This is a genomic window from Marinomonas sp., assembly GCF_039940335.1.
Lineage (GTDB): Bacteria > Pseudomonadota > Gammaproteobacteria > Pseudomonadales > Marinomonadaceae > Marinomonas.
In genome coordinates this window covers 461,166-478,805 of the sequence record NZ_JBDVGW010000013.1, presented here as the reverse complement: position 1 = coordinate 478,805, position 17,640 = coordinate 461,166, and the positions used below count along the sequence as shown (strand labels likewise).

General features: G+C 44.6%; 20 protein-coding genes. 18 read left to right on the top strand and 2 right to left on the bottom strand.

All coding sequences use genetic code 11. The features are described from left to right. Positions 1–29 precede the first annotated feature (29 nt). The 13 genes from flhA (at position 30) to ABJF92_RS11880 (ending at position 13,325) form a co-directional block, all read left to right on the top strand. Positions 30–2,147: a flagellar biosynthesis protein FlhA gene (gene flhA, locus ABJF92_RS11940; RefSeq protein WP_445975225.1), complete on the top strand. Its 2,118-nt coding sequence runs from the start codon at positions 30–32 to the stop codon at positions 2,145–2,147. Positions 2,148–2,276: 129 nt separating this feature from the next. Further along, entirely contained in the window at positions 2,277–3,557 is a 1,281-nt protein-coding gene (gene flhF / locus ABJF92_RS11935; RefSeq protein WP_446816012.1) for a flagellar biosynthesis protein FlhF, read from the top strand. A 102-nt stretch (positions 3,558–3,659) separates the two neighbouring features. Continuing rightward, positions 3,660–4,397, top strand: a complete 738-nt coding sequence (locus ABJF92_RS11930) for an RNA polymerase sigma factor FliA (protein WP_446816011.1) — start codon at positions 3,660–3,662, stop codon at positions 4,395–4,397. A 55-nt stretch (positions 4,398–4,452) separates the two neighbouring features. Continuing rightward, positions 4,453–4,833, top strand: a complete 381-nt coding sequence (locus ABJF92_RS11925; RefSeq protein WP_445975222.1) for a chemotaxis response regulator CheY — start codon at positions 4,453–4,455, stop codon at positions 4,831–4,833. 9 nt (positions 4,834–4,842) lie between these two features. Further along, complete coding sequence (locus ABJF92_RS11920; RefSeq protein WP_446816010.1) at positions 4,843–5,625, top strand: protein phosphatase CheZ; 783 nt, start codon at positions 4,843–4,845, stop codon at positions 5,623–5,625. Positions 5,626–5,637: 12 nt separating this feature from the next. Then, positions 5,638–7,899: a chemotaxis protein CheW gene (locus ABJF92_RS11915; protein WP_446816009.1), complete on the top strand. Its 2,262-nt coding sequence runs from the start codon at positions 5,638–5,640 to the stop codon at positions 7,897–7,899. A gap of 28 nt (positions 7,900–7,927) precedes the next feature. Continuing rightward, on the top strand, positions 7,928–8,992 hold the full coding sequence (locus ABJF92_RS11910) for a protein-glutamate methylesterase/protein-glutamine glutaminase (RefSeq protein ID WP_446816008.1): 1,065 nt from the start codon (positions 7,928–7,930) through the stop codon (positions 8,990–8,992). Further along, complete coding sequence (locus ABJF92_RS11905; RefSeq protein ID WP_446816007.1) at positions 8,992–9,729, top strand: flagellar motor protein; 738 nt, start codon at positions 8,992–8,994, stop codon at positions 9,727–9,729. The genes ABJF92_RS11910 and ABJF92_RS11905 overlap by 1 nt, the downstream gene beginning before the upstream one ends. Continuing rightward, positions 9,722–10,555: a flagellar motor protein MotB gene (locus ABJF92_RS11900; RefSeq protein WP_446816006.1), complete on the top strand. Its 834-nt coding sequence runs from the start codon at positions 9,722–9,724 to the stop codon at positions 10,553–10,555. The genes ABJF92_RS11905 and ABJF92_RS11900 overlap by 8 nt, the downstream gene beginning before the upstream one ends. Before the next feature lie 68 nt (positions 10,556–10,623). Beyond that, positions 10,624–11,400 (top strand): ParA family protein, encoded by a 777-nt coding sequence (locus ABJF92_RS11895; protein WP_446816005.1) that lies wholly within the window; start codon positions 10,624–10,626, stop codon positions 11,398–11,400. A 6-nt stretch (positions 11,401–11,406) separates the two neighbouring features. Next, positions 11,407–12,375, top strand: coding sequence for a chemotaxis protein CheW (locus tag ABJF92_RS11890; RefSeq protein ID WP_446816004.1), 969 nt, complete (start codon positions 11,407–11,409; stop codon positions 12,373–12,375). Positions 12,376–12,406: 31 nt separating this feature from the next. Continuing rightward, complete coding sequence (locus ABJF92_RS11885) at positions 12,407–12,898, top strand: chemotaxis protein CheW (protein ID WP_445975667.1); 492 nt, start codon at positions 12,407–12,409, stop codon at positions 12,896–12,898. A 22-nt stretch (positions 12,899–12,920) separates the two neighbouring features. Next, positions 12,921–13,325 (top strand): DUF2802 domain-containing protein, encoded by a 405-nt coding sequence (locus ABJF92_RS11880; RefSeq protein ID WP_445975214.1) that lies wholly within the window; start codon positions 12,921–12,923, stop codon positions 13,323–13,325. Here the strand turns inward: ABJF92_RS11880 and ABJF92_RS11875 are convergent. Together ABJF92_RS11875 and fliK are read right to left on the bottom strand one after the other, a co-directional pair. Beyond that, positions 13,319–13,564 carry an EscU/YscU/HrcU family type III secretion system export apparatus switch protein gene (locus tag ABJF92_RS11875; RefSeq protein ID WP_446816003.1) on the bottom strand — a complete coding sequence of 82 codons (246 nt, stop codon included), beginning with the start codon at positions 13,562–13,564 and terminating at the stop codon, positions 13,319–13,321. The genes ABJF92_RS11880 and ABJF92_RS11875 overlap by 7 nt on opposite strands. Beyond that, entirely contained in the window at positions 13,564–14,889 is a 1,326-nt protein-coding gene (gene fliK / locus ABJF92_RS11870) for a flagellar hook-length control protein FliK (RefSeq protein ID WP_446816002.1), read from the bottom strand. Before fliK ends, ABJF92_RS11875 begins: the two co-directional genes overlap by 1 nt. A 132-nt stretch (positions 14,890–15,021) precedes the next feature. On the opposite strand from fliK, the gene ccmA reads away from it, so the two are divergent. From ccmA to ccmE, 5 genes are read left to right on the top strand one after another with little or no spacing between them, the layout of a single operon-like run. Beyond that, positions 15,022–15,633, top strand: coding sequence for a heme ABC exporter ATP-binding protein CcmA (ccmA, locus tag ABJF92_RS11865; RefSeq protein WP_446816001.1), 612 nt, complete (start codon positions 15,022–15,024; stop codon positions 15,631–15,633). Further along, positions 15,633–16,298, top strand: a complete 666-nt coding sequence (ccmB, locus tag ABJF92_RS11860) for a heme exporter protein CcmB (RefSeq protein ID WP_446816000.1) — start codon at positions 15,633–15,635, stop codon at positions 16,296–16,298. Before ccmA ends, ccmB begins: the two co-directional genes overlap by 1 nt. Further along, entirely contained in the window at positions 16,295–17,041 is a 747-nt protein-coding gene (locus ABJF92_RS11855; protein ID WP_446815999.1) for a heme ABC transporter permease, read from the top strand. Before ccmB ends, ABJF92_RS11855 begins: the two co-directional genes overlap by 4 nt. Beyond that, positions 17,031–17,198 (top strand): heme exporter protein CcmD, encoded by a 168-nt coding sequence (gene ccmD, locus ABJF92_RS11850; protein WP_446815998.1) that lies wholly within the window; start codon positions 17,031–17,033, stop codon positions 17,196–17,198. The genes ABJF92_RS11855 and ccmD overlap by 11 nt, the downstream gene beginning before the upstream one ends. 6 nt (positions 17,199–17,204) lie before the next feature. Continuing rightward, positions 17,205–17,630, top strand: a complete 426-nt coding sequence (gene ccmE, locus ABJF92_RS11845; protein WP_446815997.1) for a cytochrome c maturation protein CcmE — start codon at positions 17,205–17,207, stop codon at positions 17,628–17,630. Positions 17,631–17,640: the final 10 nt, after the last annotated feature.

Genomic DNA, 17,640 nt, shown 5'->3' with positions numbered 1-17,640 from the left:
TTTGCTGAGTGTTTTTTTAGAGGTTTTTTGTGATTTTTGACCGCAATCGTGTGGCTGGGCAAGTTCAAAGTATTTTTAGCGGCAATCTAGGTATTCCTATTTTGCTGTTGTCATTGTTAGCAATGATGATCTTGCCAATTCCAGCCTTTCTGCTGGATGTTCTCTTTACCTTCAATATCGCCTTGGCGATTGTTGTGCTATTGGTTGCTATCTATTCTATGCGACCTTTGGACTTCGCCGTTTTTCCTACCGTTTTACTAGTTTCAACCTTAATGCGTTTGGCCTTAAATGTGGCCTCTACTCGCGTGGTCTTATTGAATGGTCATGAAGGAGGCGATGCGGCTGGTAAAGTCATTGAAGCCTTTGGTGAGGTGGTAATTGGCGGTAACTATGTTGTTGGTTTTGTGGTCTTTGCCATTTTGATGATCATCAACTTTGCCGTAGTTACTAAGGGTGCGGGCCGTATTTCAGAAGTGAGTGCACGTTTTACCTTGGATGCTATGCCCGGTAAGCAAATGGCCATCGATGCGGATCTTAATGCTGGCATGATTGATGCGGATCAAGCGAAGCAACGCCGTATTGAAATATCATCCGAGGCAGAATTTTATGGGTCCATGGATGGTGCCTCAAAGTTTGTGAAAGGGGATGCTATTGCAGGTCTGTTGATTCTAGGGATCAATATTATCGGCGGATTAGCCATTGGCATGGCGCAACACGATTTATCCTTTACCGAGGCGATTGAGCGATATTCTCTGTTAACAATTGGTGACGGTCTTGTCGCTCAGCTACCCTCTCTAATGCTGTCTACTGCGGCGGCAATAATGGTTACCCGAGTAAATGAAACGGGTGATATGGGTACACAAGTGGTTAGCCAGATGTTTGGTTCACCAAAAGCCTTGTATGTGGCGGCTGGTGTTATGGCGATCATGGGTATCGTGCCAGGTATGCCTCATTTGTCATTTTTGTCTCTTGCGGCTTGTATCGGTGGTTTGGCTTACTTCCTTGAGTATCGTAAAAAACAGAAAGCTAAGCAGGGTGTTAAATCCAGTGCTAAGTCATCCTCAAGTAATGCTCCAGCCCCTGAAGTGAAAGATTTGAGTTGGGATGATGTCGCCCCGGTCGACATGCTGGGCTTAGAGGTGGGTTATCGACTTATTCCTTTGGTGGATAAAGGTCAGGGTGGCGAGCTACTGGCACGAATAAAAGGGGTAAGACGTAAGCTTTCTCAGGATTTGGGCTTTCTGGTGCCTAGTGTGCATATTCGTGACAACCTTGATTTGATGCCAAATGCTTATCGCGTGACCTTGATGGGGGTTAGCTTAGCCGAGGCAGAGGTGCACCCAGATAAAGATTTGGCCATAGACCCAGGGCAGGTGTTCGGAAAAGTGGATGGTATTGCCGGCAAAGACCCATCCTTTGGTTTAGATGCAGTTTGGATAGATCCAAAGAAACGCGATCAGGCACAAACCTATGGATACACAGTGGTGGATGTAAGCACCGTTGTGGCGACACATATTAATCAGATCATGCACAAGCATGCTTATGAGCTGATTGGTCATGATGAAGTACAGCAATTGCTTGGTTTGCTTAAACAATATAATCCAAAACTCGCCGAAGAACTGGTGCCAAATACTGTTCCTTTGAACGTATTATTGAAAGTCTTACAGAACCTATTGATTGAAGGTGTGCCCTTACGAGATATGCGCACGGTGGCGGAAGCTATTATGGGAGTTCAACCAAAAACTCAGGACCCTATGATTTTAACGGCGGCAGTCCGTACGGCCTTGTCGCGTTTGATAATCCAGACCTTAGCAGAGGGAGCGGAAGAAATTCCAGTGTTAACCTTAGAGCCTCAGCTTGAGAAGATGTTAATGCAGACGGTTCAGCAAAGTCAGCAGTCTGGCATTAAAAATGAAGAAGCGCTTATTTTGGAGCCGCAAATGGCAGAGCAGTTGCAAGCTTCTCTCAAACAGTCTGCTGAGCAGCAAGAAGCGATGGGTAATACGCCAATTTTGATCGTTTCAGCGCCAATTCGTCCAATGCTTGCACGATTCATGCGTTACGGTATGGTTAACATGTCAGTGCTTTCTTATCAAGAAGTGCCAGATCATAAACGTATTACTGTGGTTGGCGTAATTGGTCAATAGTATCCGTTAAATGGAATGATTTAGTCTCTATATTTATCCTATCCTTTCGGGTAAGCTATGGATTTGTAAGAAAAATAAACTGGAAGGATTGAAGTATTCATGCAGATTAGGCGGTTTCGAGCACCTGACATGCGGCAAGCGATACGGAAAGTACGCGATGCGGTAGGCCCAGACGCGGTCATTTTGTCAAATCAGCGATTGCCTACTGGTGAAATTGAAATTGTTGCAGCGTTAGACTATGACGGATCACTGCCCTCTAGTATGTCGTCTAACAAATCGGCAAAGCCTGAGTCTACTTCCCTTAATCGAGATGTGCCCAGCCAAGAACGAGCTCGTCCAAGTGATGATTATTTAGAACGCATAGAGCGTGCGAAACAGCAAAAAATCGATAAAGAAACTACAGCAGCAACCTCTAGTAGTAGCAAACCTTTATTTGATATGCCGGATTTGCCACCCGATTATCAAGACCCTTCTGTAGAAGAGGCGCTTTCCCTTCGTAACCAGCAAGACGCAAAACAGCTTAAAGACATGGAACGTGAGCTATTGCACGTGCGTGAAATGCTAGAGCAAAGCCAAAACATGGTACAGGCGAGTAGTGGGTCGAAAGTGGATCCTATTGAGTCTCAAGCTAGAGATAAGTTAACTCGTTTGGGACTATCAGATTTTGTTATTTCTCGTCTGCTTGATGATATTGATCTTAAAGGGCGGGAAGATGACTGGAATCGATTATTAGCCCACTTGGCAGATTATATTCCTGTCCGTTCCAGTGCTTCAGAACTAAAAGGTTGTATCGCCTTTATGGGGCCAACTGGGGTAGGTAAAACGACTTCCATAGGCAAAATTGCCGCTCAACATGTTTTGAAGCATGGGCCTGACAGTGTTGTTCTTGTAACGACAGATACTTACCGAATTGCAGCCCATGAACAATTGCGAACTTTCGGACGTATTTTGAACGTCGCGGTGGAAGTGGTCAGTGAATACTCTGACTTGAATGAAGTCTTGGCTAAATACGCGAATTATTCTTTAGTGTTGATCGATACTGCGGGTATGAATCCAAGAGATTCTAACTTAGAGCGTCAATTGCTGATGATGAAGCGAGCGCGAGCCAATGTTAAAAAACTGTTAGTGTTACCCTGTACAAGTCAGCGCCAAGTATTAAAAACAGTTATTGATGTCTACTCACAAATTCAACTTGATGGTTGCGTGTTGAGCAAACTAGATGAGTCAGCCTCCTTAGGTGAAGCGATTAGTGTGGTAGTTGAAGAAGGGTTGCCTGTTGTATATATTGCAGATGGGCAGAGAATCCCAGATGATATTGAACCGGCCCGAGCCCACAATATTATCAGCCGAGCTGTCTATACAGCAGAGCACTATAACCAATTGTATGGGGCACTAAAGTACGGTAGTTAGTAAAGTTATGTTACTACCAAGCACACAATAGCGGACTATGTAGTAAGGTTGTGTGTAGCCATGAAATTTATTTGTGACTAATAAGGTCGTTAAGACTCATTTATGCAGAGCAAAAACGGATATAACACCTATAACAAAAAGGCTACTGTTTCGGTTGATGCAATCGTAGATCAGTATGCTTATTTAGTGAAAAAAATTGCTTTTCATCTATTGGCTAGGTTGCCAGATAGTGTCGATGTGGACGATTTGATTCAAGCTGGCATGATGGGGCTTATTGAGGCCTATAAACGTTTCGAGTCAACCAAGGGTGCTAGTTTCGAAACTTATGCAGGCATACGTATCCGTGGTTCCATTATGGATGAGGTGCGAAAGTCCGACTGGGCGCCACGCTCTGTGCGACGTAATGGTCGTGCAGTGAATAATGCGATTAAAGAGTTAGAGGCCAAAACCGGCCGTGATGTAACAGATTTAGAAGTAGCTGCTCACATGGGAATAGGTATCGACGAATACCATGATATTTTACACTCCTCCATGTCGAGCCAATTGTTTAGCTACGAAGAAATGCTAGATTCAGAGTCCAGTAACTTAGATACGCCTGTTTCTAGCCATGAAAATACACCTTATTCATTAACGGAAGATGATGGTTTTCAGGTGCAACTGGCCAAAGAGATTGATGGCTTACCTGAACGTGAGAAGATGGTTCTTTCGCTTTATTACAATGACGAGTTGAACCTTAAAGAAATTGGTGCTGTATTAGGCGTCAGTGAATCAAGAGTTAGCCAAATCCATAGTCAGGCGGCTATGCGATTGAGAAGCCGATTAAGTGATTGGCAGGATTAAATTATGAGTTGTGAAATATTACCTTTAGGGTATGGAGGTTGCATTGGATAAAAATATGAAAATCCTGATTGTTGATGACTTCTCTACGATGAGACGAATTATCAAGAATCTGTTAAGGGATTTAGGCTTTACCAACACGGTCGAAGCGGATGATGGTACCACTGCATTGCCTATCCTTCAGGCTGGAAGCATCGACTTTCTAGTAACTGACTGGAACATGCCAGGCATGACAGGGATCGAATTGCTACGTGCGGTTCGAGCAGACGAAAAACTTAAAAGTACCCCAGTACTTATGGTAACCGCTGAAGCCAAGCGTGATCAAATCATTGCTGCGGCGCAAGCTGGTGTAAACGGCTATGTTGTTAAACCTTTTACGGCTGTTGCTCTTAAAGAGAAAATCGAGAAGATTTTTGAACGCATAGACGCGACGAAATAGGGGCGATAGATGTCAGGTAAATTGGGGTCTGAAATAAGTGAGTTTGAAAGCCTAGTCAAAAACGGTGCCACAGATCTTGTCAATCATCTTGAGGCGGGCGATTTTGGTAGTGCAATTAAAATCATCCAAGAGCTGAGTGAAGCTCGTCACAAAAGCTTTTATAACGAAGTGGGATTTTTAACGCGTAGTTTGCATGATGCAATTCGTGATTTTCAATTCGACTCGGCAGAACTTATTAATAAAGATGATGATTCTGCGACGCGTATCACAGATGCTTCTGATCGACTCAATTACGTTGTTGAAATGACCAGCGCGGCGGCCAATAAAACCATGGACATGGTAGACGACAGCGTGCCAGTAGCGAGTGAGTTACAAGCTCGAGCAAAAGATTTGCGCAAAGATTGGGGTCGTTTAATTCAACGTGATCTAACGCCACAAGAATTCAGAGATTTATACAAACGCATTGATGCTTTCTTGGCTTATGCAGATGACAGTGCTACCACACTACATTCTAATCTTAATACGATTTTACTTGAGCAGGGTTATCAAGACCTTACCGGGCAAGTGATTACCAAGGTGAACGGTTTAATCCATGATGTGGAAGAAAAATTGGTTCATTTGGTTGCTGTGGCGGGTCGAGTAGATAGTATCTCCGGAATGGAGCATGCGGTAAAAGAGAAAAAGGTCGATGACACGCGTGGACATGGTCCAGCGATCAACATTGCAGACAACCCAGAAGTACTTAATAACCAAGATGAAGTCGATGATTTGTTGTCGAGTTTAGGTTTCTAAAAGGGGCTGAGGATGAGTTTCGAGGTCGATGAAGAAATTCTACAAGATTTTTTAGTAGAAGCAGGCGAAATACTAGAACAACTATCTGAACAGCTAGTCGATCTAGAGCAAAACCCAGATGATAAACCTTTACTGAATGCTATATTTCGTGGCTTTCACACAGTTAAAGGTGGGGCTGGATTTTTACAATTAACCGCCTTGGTTGATTGCTGTCACTATGCCGAAAATGTATTTGATATTCTACGAAATGGTCAACGTCAAATTGACTCTGACCTCATGGATATTGTGCTACGAGCCCTAGACTCTGTTAACGAAATGTTTGAAACAGTTCGTGCTGGTGGTGAGCCTGAACGTGCCGACCCTGAGCTTATTTCAGCACTGAGTGCTTATGCTAAGCCGCCAAGTGAAGAAGAGCTTGCGGCCAATCAAGAAACGCAAGAAGAAGTCTCTGAACCAGAAATTGAAGCGTCTAGTGGCGAAGGAAATCTTGATATTTCTGATGATCATTTTGAATCTTTGCTGGATGCTTTGGGTGAGGAAACCAACACGTCGAACGATAAAATCGAGGAAGTGTCCAAAGAGTCTACAGCAGACAGCGATGATATCACCGAAGACGAATTCGATGCCTTATTGGATCAATTGCATGGCAACGGTGCGCCTGGTGTAACAGATGAAGACAGCACTCCCGCAGTAGACAAAGCACCAGCTGAATCAGATGATATTACTGAAGATGAATTTGAAGACTTGCTTAATCAGCTTCATGGCGGAAGTGCACCTGGAGTAGATAAAAAACCAGAAGAGACAAAAGCTGGTACCAGCTCTGCGTCGGATGCTACGCCTGCAGATAAAGCAGCTGAGGGCGGCGAGTCAGATCTCATTACCGACGATGAGTTTGAGTCTTTGCTCGATACTTTGCATGGTAAAGGTCAGGCGCCAAAAGTCGAAGAACCGAAAGCGGCAGAAGAGCCGAAGAAAGCTGAAAAGTCAGCACCTAAACCGAAAGCAACGCCAAACGCTACACCTAAAGCTCAACCTGCTGCGAAAGCAGCGGAGCCTGCAAAAGAGTCCTTGGCACCAAAAGCTAAAGCACCAAATGCTCCCGTGGTTCAAGAAACCACGGTACGAGTGGATACCAAGCGCCTAGATGACATCATGAACATGGTTGGCGAGCTGGTACTTGTTCGTAACCGTTTAGTTCGTCTAGGTCTTCAAAGTGAAGATGAGTCAATGGGCAAGGCAGTGTCCAACCTAGATGTGGTGACGGGCGATCTTCAAAACGCCGTAATGAAGACCCGTATGCAGCCAATCAAAAAAGTATTTGGTCGCTTCCCTCGAGTGGTACGCGACCTTGCGCGTAACATGAAGAAAGAAGTGAACTTGGTACTGCACGGTGAAGAAACGGATTTAGATAAAAATTTAGTCGAGGCCTTGGCCGATCCCCTAGTTCACTTGGTGCGAAACTCTGTTGACCATGGTGTAGAAACACCTGAAATTCGTGAAGCCAAAGGCAAGCCACGTGTTGGACGAGTGGTGTTATCTGCGGAGCAAGAAGGCGATCACATACTATTATCCATAGAAGATGATGGTGCCGGTATGGACGCGGATGTGTTGCGTAAGAAAGCCGTGGAAAAAGGCTTGATGGACAGTGATGCAGCAGAACGCTTGTCTGACAATGAAGCCTTTAATCTGATCTTTGCGCCAGGTTTTTCTACCAAAGTAGAGATTACAGATGTGTCTGGTCGTGGTGTGGGTATGGATGTGGTGAAAACCAAAATATCCCAGCTCAATGGTACGTTGGATATCAAGTCTGTGTTGGGGCAAGGTTCACAGTTTATCATCAAGGTACCATTAACTTTGGCGATTATGCCGACGCTAATGGTTACTCTTGCGGACCAAGCTTTTGCTTTCCCACTTGTAAGTGTGAATGAAATATTCCATTTAAACCTGAAGAAGACAAACATTGTCGATGGTCAACAGGTGGTGGTAATTCGTGGTAAAACTTTGCCGATTTTCCATCTAAAAAACTGGTTGGTGAAAGGGGCGAGTGGTAATGAACAGCCTAATGAAGCGCATGTAGTGGTGGTTCAGGTAGGTATTAATGAAGTCGGCTTTGTTGTTGATCAGTTGGTCGGTCAAGAAGAGGTCGTGATTAAGCCGTTAGGTAAAATGTTACAAGGTACCGTAGGAATATCTGGCGCGACCATCACTGGTGACGGCCGAATTGCATTGATATTAGACGTACCAAGTATGATTAAAAGTTATGCGTCACGATAGAGCTTTATAAAGTCTGGGAGCCTGAGTTATGCCTGTAAAGGTTTTAGTTGTCGATGATTCTGGTTTCTTCAGACGGCGTTTGGCGGAAATATTTGAAGCAGATCCACGCTTAACGGTTATTGGTACGGCTAATAACGGTAAAGAAGCGGTGGAGAAGGTTCAGTCTCTCTCTCCAGATGTTGTGACCATGGACTATGAAATGCCAGTATTAGATGGCATTTCAGCTGTGGTTAACATCATGAAGATTAAGCCGACCCCAGTGTTGATGTTTTCCTCTTTGACCCATGAAGGGGCAAAGGTGACGCTGGACGCTCTCGAAGCGGGAGCCGTCGACTTTATGCCAAAGAATTTTGAAGATATTTCTCGTGATTCAGCGGTTGTTAAGCATACCCTAGTCGATAGAGTGTTAACGGTCGCAAGAACTCGCCTTTCTTCCTCACGTGGTCCTGTTGAAGCCCTAGCGCCTAGGGTGGCCCACAAACCAATTGTAACGGAACGTGGTGTTATTATTCCACGTAGCCGGAAACGTATTAGCCTAGTGGCGATTGGTACTTCCACCGGTGGTCCCATGGCTCTGCAAACAGTATTGAGTAAATTACCTAAAGATTTTTCCGTGCCCTTAGTGCTTGTTCAACATATGCCAGCCGCTTTTACCGGTGCTTTTGCCGAGCGTTTGAATAATATTTGTCAGATCACGGTGAAAGAAGCCAAAGACGGCGATAAGCTAGAGCCTGGTGTTGCTTTGCTGGCTCCAGGTGGTAAACAAATGATGGTAGATCCGAGAAATGGCGGTTGTGTACGTATCCTCGATGGGGATGAACGTTTGAATTATAAACCTTCCGTGGATATTACTTTTGGCTCTGCTTCTAAGTGTTTCCCAGGTAAGGTGTTGTCTGTTGTCATGACAGGGATGGGTTCTGATGGGCGTGAAGGCGCTAGGATGCTAAAAAACTCAGGATCAAAAGTATGGATCCAAAGTGAAGAGTCCTGTGTAATTTATGGCATGCCAATGGCGGTTGAGAAAGCCAACTTGGCTGACGAAACCATTACCTTAGAGCATATCGGTGAACGTATTGCCCGTGAGGTGAATTAGTGGATTTAGTTACTTTAGCCGGACTCATTCTAGCCTTCAGCTCGGTTTTCTTAGCCAACTGGTTGGGGGGCGGTGAAATAGTCCTACTACTCAATTTACCTTCAGCCATCATTGTTATTATCGGAAGTTTCGGTGCCACGTTAATCCAGAGCAGTATTAAAGACTCTATTCAAGCTTTAGGGTTGATGCGATGGAGTTTGTTTCCTCCCGTTTACGACTTCAACTCAGCTCGAAACTCAATTATTGCTTTATCCAACAAAGGCCGACGCAGTTCCATTCTTTCCCTTGAAGACGATATAGCGCTTCTCGATAATATGTTTGCTACCCGTGCAATGCGCATGGCCATTGATGGGGCTGACCCAGAACTCCTTGCCGATCGTTTGCATGATGAAGCCATGCGGATTCGTGATCGTCGTATGGTGAGTGTGGAATTTTTAGAAGCCATTGGTGGTTACGCACCGACGCTAGGAATCATGGGCTCAGTTTTGGGTCTTATCCAAGCCATGGCTAACCTTGATAGTCCAGAAGCCCTTGGACATGGTATTGCTGTTGCTTTCGTTTCAACTTTATATGGTCAGGGGTTTGCTAACTTAGTGATGTTCCCTATCGCTAAAAAACTGAAAGGTTACATCGACAAAGAATTGCTTTTCCATCAGTTAATGATTGATGGGATTCATGGTATTGCCACGGGTAAACACCCTCAGCGCCTAGAAGTAGAACTATACGCCTATGAGTAATGGTGTCTCAAGGGGAACTCGGCGACGCCGAACTCAACCAAACAGTGCACCTCCTGAAGGGCAGGGGAAAGATCGCTGGATACTTTCCTATGCGGACTTTATTACTCTTTTGTTTGCTTTCTTTGTCGCGCTCTATTCGTTGTCTTTGAAAAACGCCGGCGACAGTAAAAAGCTCACCGAGACTCTGAATGGTGTATTTGATGCAGTACAGCTGTCGGTGAAACCTATTAATATTGGTGAGCCCGTTATCGGCGAGCCTAAAACGGGTGATGCAGTAGAAGCTCCGCCTATTCCTCCTGCTACGCCATTGGTAGAAGAAGAGCCTGTGGCAGCCGATGTGCCTTCTAATGTCTTTACCATGCTAAACCAAGTCATTGAAAGCCAATATCAGGGTTTACAGGCTAGTGGTCAAATAGCCATCACGGAATCCGCAAACTGGGTCAATCTAGAGCTGAAATCCAATTTGTTATTTGGCAGTGGCGAGTACGAGCTAAGTAATGAGGCCGTGGCCTTGTTGATGCAAATTGCACTGATTTTGCAACGTTATCCCTCTGTCGTTTTGGTTGAAGGGGATACGGATGATTTGCCTGTATCCTCGGATCGACTGATTTCAAATTGGCATTTATCCAGCCTGCGCTCTGCCTCAGTGGTGGAAGAGTTAGTATATCGAGGTATGGACCCAAATACCGTCGCTCCCATTGGCTTTTCAAGCACCAATCCTAAAGTGCGTAACACTAATGAATACTCTCGCCAGCAAAACCGTCGAGTGGTTTTGAGGATAAGTAAGCAAGAAGCGGTTAATCTACACGATTACTTGTTTAATTAGTCGGTTACTGTATATGATTGTTAAGGATTTTTAGGCAAAATAACGGAAAACAGAGCAGGGGAAATTGAGTGCACATTTGGGCAGTGGCGAATCAAAAAGGTGGTGTGGGGAAAACAACCACGGTCGTTAGCCTAGCTGGCTTATTAGCTGACGCTGGTCATCGTGTCTTGATGATTGATTTAGATCCTCATGGTTCACTCACCAGCTATTTTCGATTTGATCCAGATTCAATAGAGCGTAGTGCCTATGACTTGTTTCAAGTGGCGGGAAAAATCCCTGCAGACCTGCCACCATCCTTGGTATTAGATACAGGCCACCCGAATTTATCTTTACTACCCGCTTCAACTGCTCTTGCGACCCTTGAACGTCATGCTCAAGCGCAAGGAGGGATGGGCTTGGTCATTTCCAAAAGTCTTGCCATATTGTGGGACAGTTATGACTACGTATTAATCGATAGTCCACCAGTGCTCGGCGTGTTAATGATCAACGCTTTGGCCGCTTGTCAGCAATTGGTCATTCCTGTGCAAACGGAGTTTTTGGCCATTAAAGGTTTGGAAAGAATGGTGCGTACCCTAACCATGATTAATCGTGCGCGCAAACGCCCTGTCCCATATACCATTGTTCCGACCCTGTTTGATAAACGAACGCAAGCGTCCACCAAGAGTTTGCGAAGCCTAAAAGATACGTATGAAGAATTAGTGTGGGATTCCGTTATCCCAGTAGACACCAAATTACGCGATGCAAGTACGGCAGGCATTGCGCCTTCGGCTTTAGATTCAAATGCACGTGGTATAAAAGCCTACGGGGATTTATTGGCGTCTTTACTAAACCCTGTGAGACCCTAAACTGTTATGAAAGACACAAAGCACCAAGATGACGTATTGATTGGCCCTCAGGCAGCTTTGCAGCATTATTTGGATGATTTATTACAAGATGCGACGAACCAAGCAATTGAGAGTGACTCCGAGCAACAAGCAGAGCAAGAAGTATTAAATGCTGCTGAAACTGAGTCCGTAATAGAGTTTGATTCGCCAGTAAATAGCCCAGATGAAATCGTCTCTGAAGCTGCTGAGCCGATCGCTGCGACAGAATCTTCAGTAACGGAAACCGATACGACCAATCTAGACGTTGAGTTAGAGGTTGAAGTTGAAGAGCCTGAAATAGAGGCGTCTGATGCAGCGACGGCTGTTGCAACGGATACTGAGGAACCTGTTGAAGCGGAAGAATCATTACCTGTCGAAGCGTTAGTAGAACCTTCACCTAAGGTAGAAGAAACCATAAATGATCAACAGTCCTTGGAAACATACCACGAACCGGTTGCTCAACCTAAGTTGGCAAAGACAGAACCGCTACCTTGGGCAAAAAGCCGTTTTGAATGTTTGTTATTCTATGTCGGTGGTTTGAAAATGGCGGTGCCCTTAGTTGAACTTGGTGGTATCCATCAAGGTAATCATGAAAAGCTGGCGTCTATTTTCGGTCAACCTGATTGGTTTATGGGTGTGTTAAAGCTTCAAGATCAGAATATTCGTACCGTGGATACCGCCCGTTGGGTAATGCCAGATCATTACCAAGGAGAGTTAAAAGATCACTTCCAGTTTGTTATTCAGCTAGATAGAACAGACTGGGGTATCGCTTGTGAAAAAGTGGCTGAGGCCATTAGTCTAGAGCCTGGGCAAGTGAAATGGCGAACAGATAGAAGTAAAAGGCCTTGGTTGGCTGGAACGGTAATTGAGCACATGTGTGCAATTTTGGATATTCAAGGTTTTATTGAGCTGCTAGAAGACCCAAGTAATGGCTTCAAGGCGCTTTCTAAAAAGTAATACAGTCCTATGGTAATCCTGGAGGCTAATGATGAATACGAGCGTAGCATTGAAAAGTGGCAATCAATCCGAAGACCCTATGTTGCAATGGGTAACCTTCCGATTAGAAAATGAAATTTATGGCATTAATGTCATGCAAGTGAAAGAGGTGTTGCGTTACTCAGAAATTGCCCCAGTACCGGGAGCACCAAAGTTTGTACTGGGTATTATTCATTTACGTGGCACCGTGGTGACCGTTATTGATACCTGTCAGCGCTTCGATCTACCTTCAGGTGAAATCACCGATGCCACGCGCATCATGATTCTAGAAGTAGAAGGTCATGTGATCGGTATCTTAGTGGATGCGGTTTCAGAAGTGGTTTACCTACGTCAGTCTGAAATTGAGATTTCACCGAGTGTGGGCAACGATGAATCTTCTAAATTCATTCAAGGGGTATGCCACAAAAATGATACACTGCTTATTCTGGTTGATCTCGATAGATTGTTGTCAGAAGATGAGTGGTCAGAAGTCGGCTCGTTATAATGTTGCAAGGTAGTGTTGTTTAATGGAATCCCAATGGCTATTTAACTTGTTGTTGATTTTGCAGTTTGTGGCGTTGATCGCCCTAGCTGTTTGGGCGCTGCGCTTGTCTAAGCGCCTTAAAGCCGCTGATAAAAAATATCAAGAAGCAGATATTAATCAAAAGAAGCAAGTTCAGGTTTTGGCGTCGGGCTCCATCGGCATGGGGCGGCGTTTAGTCGCAATAGAGAAAAAACTGAATATGGCTGTAGAACGCCAAACAGAAATTTTATCCAAAGAGGGTAATGTTTCCTATAACCGTGCCATGGAGTTGCTGGAAATGGGAGCGACTGTAGATGATCTAGTGTCTAAATGCGGCCTTATTCGAGCTGAAGCTGAGTTGATCAGTCTGTTAAAAAAAGAGTCTCGTCGTAATTCTGACTATCACTGATGCCCATTGATTTTATGGGCAAAAGCGATGATTTCTGCCACCGCTAAATAGAGCGCTTCGGGTATCTCATCTCCCAATTCTAAGCCGCTTAATAATTCAACCAGTTCCGGGCTGTGATGTATCAATACATCGTTATCCTGAGCGATATCCATAATACGTTCCGCCAGCAGACCATTGCCTTTTGCGCTAACTGTAGGGGCGGCTTGATAATCATATTTTAAAGCGACGGCCTTTTTCATCAACTTCTCACATCTATTAATGTTGGCCCCTGTGACGGCGCTTCATCTTGGGCGGTTAGTTTGGCTTGAAAAGATTCAAGTCGAGAGACTTCTATATCTCTTTCCATCAGCTTTTGCTTTAACTCTGTCAGGTTATTTTGTAGTAGGCGCTGGGTGGATGCTTCTTCCGCGGCAAACATGACGCTGACTTTATTGCCTTGAATGGCCGCTCTGGCATCAAACCTACCGGTCTGCTCCAAATCAAACTGTAACTTAACGAGCCAACGTCTTAGGTGAGGTTCAATTTCTTGGTTAGCGGAATCTTGATCAATGTCTAACTTAACCAAATGTTGGCTACCCAGCTCTTTGATGGGTAACTCGATGTGCAAAGGAAAAACTTGGCTCTGGCTGCTACCGATATCATTAAGGTGCCTGAGCTGTCCAGTGGTAAGCCTTTCTATAGCATTGGCGATTTGCTCGGTTGGCAGTCTAAGGTTACTTGCTTGTTGCTCTGTCGCCACTTGGTTTAAGCGCATAAGGTTGAGCTTCAAATCTGCGTTGAGCTGAGGGTGTTGTTGTTTTAACAAAGACTCAGTAAAAACACCGCTGGCTTGCACCGCTTGTTTCATCCCTTCAGGAGAGGCGGTTAATTTCTCAATACTGGGCAAATGTTGTAATAATTGACTCAAAGCCTGCTGGGCTTTTGGTGTTAACTGATTTGCGCTATTGCTGAGGCTTTGCAGTTGGCTGATTAAATCCGCCATACCTTGTGCTGTCAGTTGTTTCGGAAGGCTTAACTTTAAAGCATCTAATTGCGCCGTTTGGAGTGGGTTGGTAAGCTTGTTCGGTAATAGTTGTAGCTGGTTATTACCATCAACCATGACTCGTAGACTATCGCCTTTGGCCAGTTTTTGCTGACTTTGTAGAGTGAAAATTTGCTTCCCATCAGATACTTGCACTGTATAGCCAGAAGTGGATGGCTTGGGGGTGTCAACCACCGTCATCGTCGTGATTCTTGAGCCAAGGGTGACGTCTTGTTTCAGCGTGCCGTCCAGTGTATGTAGGCTGGCTTGATTCGCCGGCAAGCGAACCAATTGACCATTGCTTTGTGTATCTAATGAAATGGGGGCACCGCTATTAATGATAGTAAATGGCTTGTTTTGACCATCTCTAGCGCTGATAAGTTGTGTACTCTTACCATGTGAGTTGAGTGTCTCAATGGTTTGTAACTGAACCTTGCTAGAGGGCGATAAGTGTTTAGTATCTTGAGATAACGTATCAATAACGGTACCAGCAGTAGACACCGAGTTACTGGGCAGATTCGCTGTTTTGCTCTGAGCTAACATTGACTGTATCTTTGAGATCATCTCCGCTCTGCCTGCTGATTCGTTATTTAAGAAAGTTTCTCATATAATAGGCGCGTTTAAACATCTACTTGATTGAGTTAAGTAGGTTATCGACCTTAATGGATAAACCTTTTGCAATCACCTACGTCTTTAACGTTAAAAAATGTGTCGCTTGAACGTGCTGAGCGAAGCCTGTGCGAAGGTTTTTGTCTAACCATCCAAGCGAGTGAAGCTGTGCGGGTGGTGGGTGAAAACGGTGCTGGCAAAAGTTCCCTACTAAAAGCCATTTTGGGCTTGATTCGTTTACGTGAAGGCGACATTGAATATTGCTCAAATCACCATATGCTTTCTCGAGAGGAAATGCTCAAGCAGACACTCTATATCGGCCACAGTGCAGGACTTAAGCCCACTTTGACGGTAGAGGAAAGTTTACGCTATTACGCTCCTAGCGCCAGTTCTGCCCAGATTAAGTCTGCTTTGGGGATTTTTGCGTTGGCTGAATTCGTGCATTCCCCGATTAAAAAATTATCAGCAGGGCAAGTAAGGAAGGTCGCCTTGTGCCGTTTATGTTTATCCCAAAAAACACTCTGGTTGCTAGATGAGCCATATACCGCCCTTGATATTCAGGCGATTGAAGCCTTAGAAAACTTGATGCAACAACATCTAATAAACGGTGGCATATTGTTGTTGACCAGTCACCAAGCGCCTGTGAGCTTCAAGCCTCGGCAAGTGGAGTTGTCATAATGACGTATTTAAGTTTCGTAAAGTACGAATGTTTAGCCTTATACCGTAATAAGCAAAATTTATTCAATGCTTTGCTATTTTTTGTCATGGTAAGCCTGTTGTTTCCGCTAGGAGTTAGTTCTGAGGAAGCCTTTTTAGCGCCCGCGGCAGGAGGCATAATATGGTGTGCAACCTTACTAGCAGTCCTTATGGTCGTCGATGGTTTGTTTAAAAACGATTTTCATGACGGAGGCATAGAGCAATTGGCGGTGAGTGGCCTATCTTTTGCTTGGCTTATGCTGTTAAAAGTGATGATTCATTGGTTGGCAACCATTGGTCCTTTATTATTGATTACGCCGTTGCTTGGTTATATGTTGTTTTTGCCGACGGACAGTTTAGTCGTTGTATTGTTAAGTTTATTGTTTGGTAGTCCTAGTTTGTTTTTAATTGGTTCGATCGTGGCAGGTTTGACTCTAACCTTGCGACAAAGTGCGCTTTTAATGTTAGTGCTTATCTTGCCCTTTTATTTACCCGTATTAGTGTTCGCTACGGGGGCAATCAAAGCGCAACAGGCCGGTCTAGATCCGAGTGCTCCATTGGCTATTTTGTTAGCCATATTCTTTTTAAGTTTAGCGATTTCACCCTTGTTAACGGCAATTTCCCTTAGAGCGAGTTTAGCGTCATGAGTTGGTTGTGGATTCACAAATTAGGCTCTCCAAAATTTTTTTACGGCTTTAGTAAGCGATTTGCCACCCCTATATTTTTTAGTGGTTTATTGTTCAGCTTGCTGGCGCTTGGTTGGGGGTTAGGTTTTGCACCCAGCGATTATCAGCAGGGTGACAGTTACCGTATTATGTACATCCATGTACCAGCTGCCATGCTGGCACAGTCGTGTTATCTTGCCATGGGTATAGCAGGGTTGGTTTTTCTTGTTTGGCAAATGAAAATGGCCGCTATATTTATTCAAGCCGTCGCGCCTATCGGTGCTGTAATGGCCTTACTTGCTTTAGTGACGGGCTCCATTTGGGGGAAGCCTACCTGGGGAACTTGGTGGGTTTGGGATGCGCGCTTAACCTCAGTGTTGTTATTGTGGATTCTCTATATGGGAGTAATTGCACTGCAAAATAGCCTTGAAGAGAAGGTCCTAGCGAATAAGGCAACAGCGGTTTTAAGCCTGGTTGGCTTGATCAACCTCCCTATCATTAAATACTCGGTAGAATGGTGGAACACTCTGCATCAGCCAGCGTCTTTATCTTTAATCGAAAAACCCACCATGCCTATGGAAATGTGGTTACCTCTAGTCATTTCAATCTTAGGGATGTATCTATTTGTGGCCGGCTTAACCTTGTGGCGTATGCAAACGCACGTGCTATTAAATGAACATAAGGCCAGTTGGGTTAAGAAAGAGGTGTTGAATAATGGCATTTGACTCGTTGGCCGAATTTTGGGCTATGGGGAACTATGGGGCTTATGTCTGGTCTGCTTATGGCATCAGTTTTGTCACTATTGCTTTTATAACACTGCTCAGTGTTGTTAAAGGGCGAAAGGTTCGTGCAGAACTCCGCCAACGATACCTAAGAGATTAAAGAATCATGCAAGGAGCAAGAAAAAAACGCTTATTAACCGTGTTATTGATGGGATTGGTTTTGGCCGCGGCGGTAAGCGCTTTGCTTTATGCTTTGCAGCAAAACATTAATTTGTTTTATTCACCCAGTCAAATACATGAAGGTGAAGCACCGCTTAATACCAATATTCGTGCGGGAGGCATGGTTGTTGAGGGCAGTGTTCAGCGAGATCCCTACAGCTTGAAAGTCAGCTTTGAGGTAACGGATTTTAAACACCAGCTTAGTATTCGTTATCAGGGGATACTGCCAGATCTTTTTCGAGAAGGGCAGGGCATTGTGGCTCAAGGAATATTAACAAAAGAGGGGGTATTGGAAGCGCAACAAGTATTAGCTAAACATGATGAAAACTATATGCCCCCTGAAGTCACCGAAGCGTTGCAAGAAGCGAAATAAAAAATTGTTA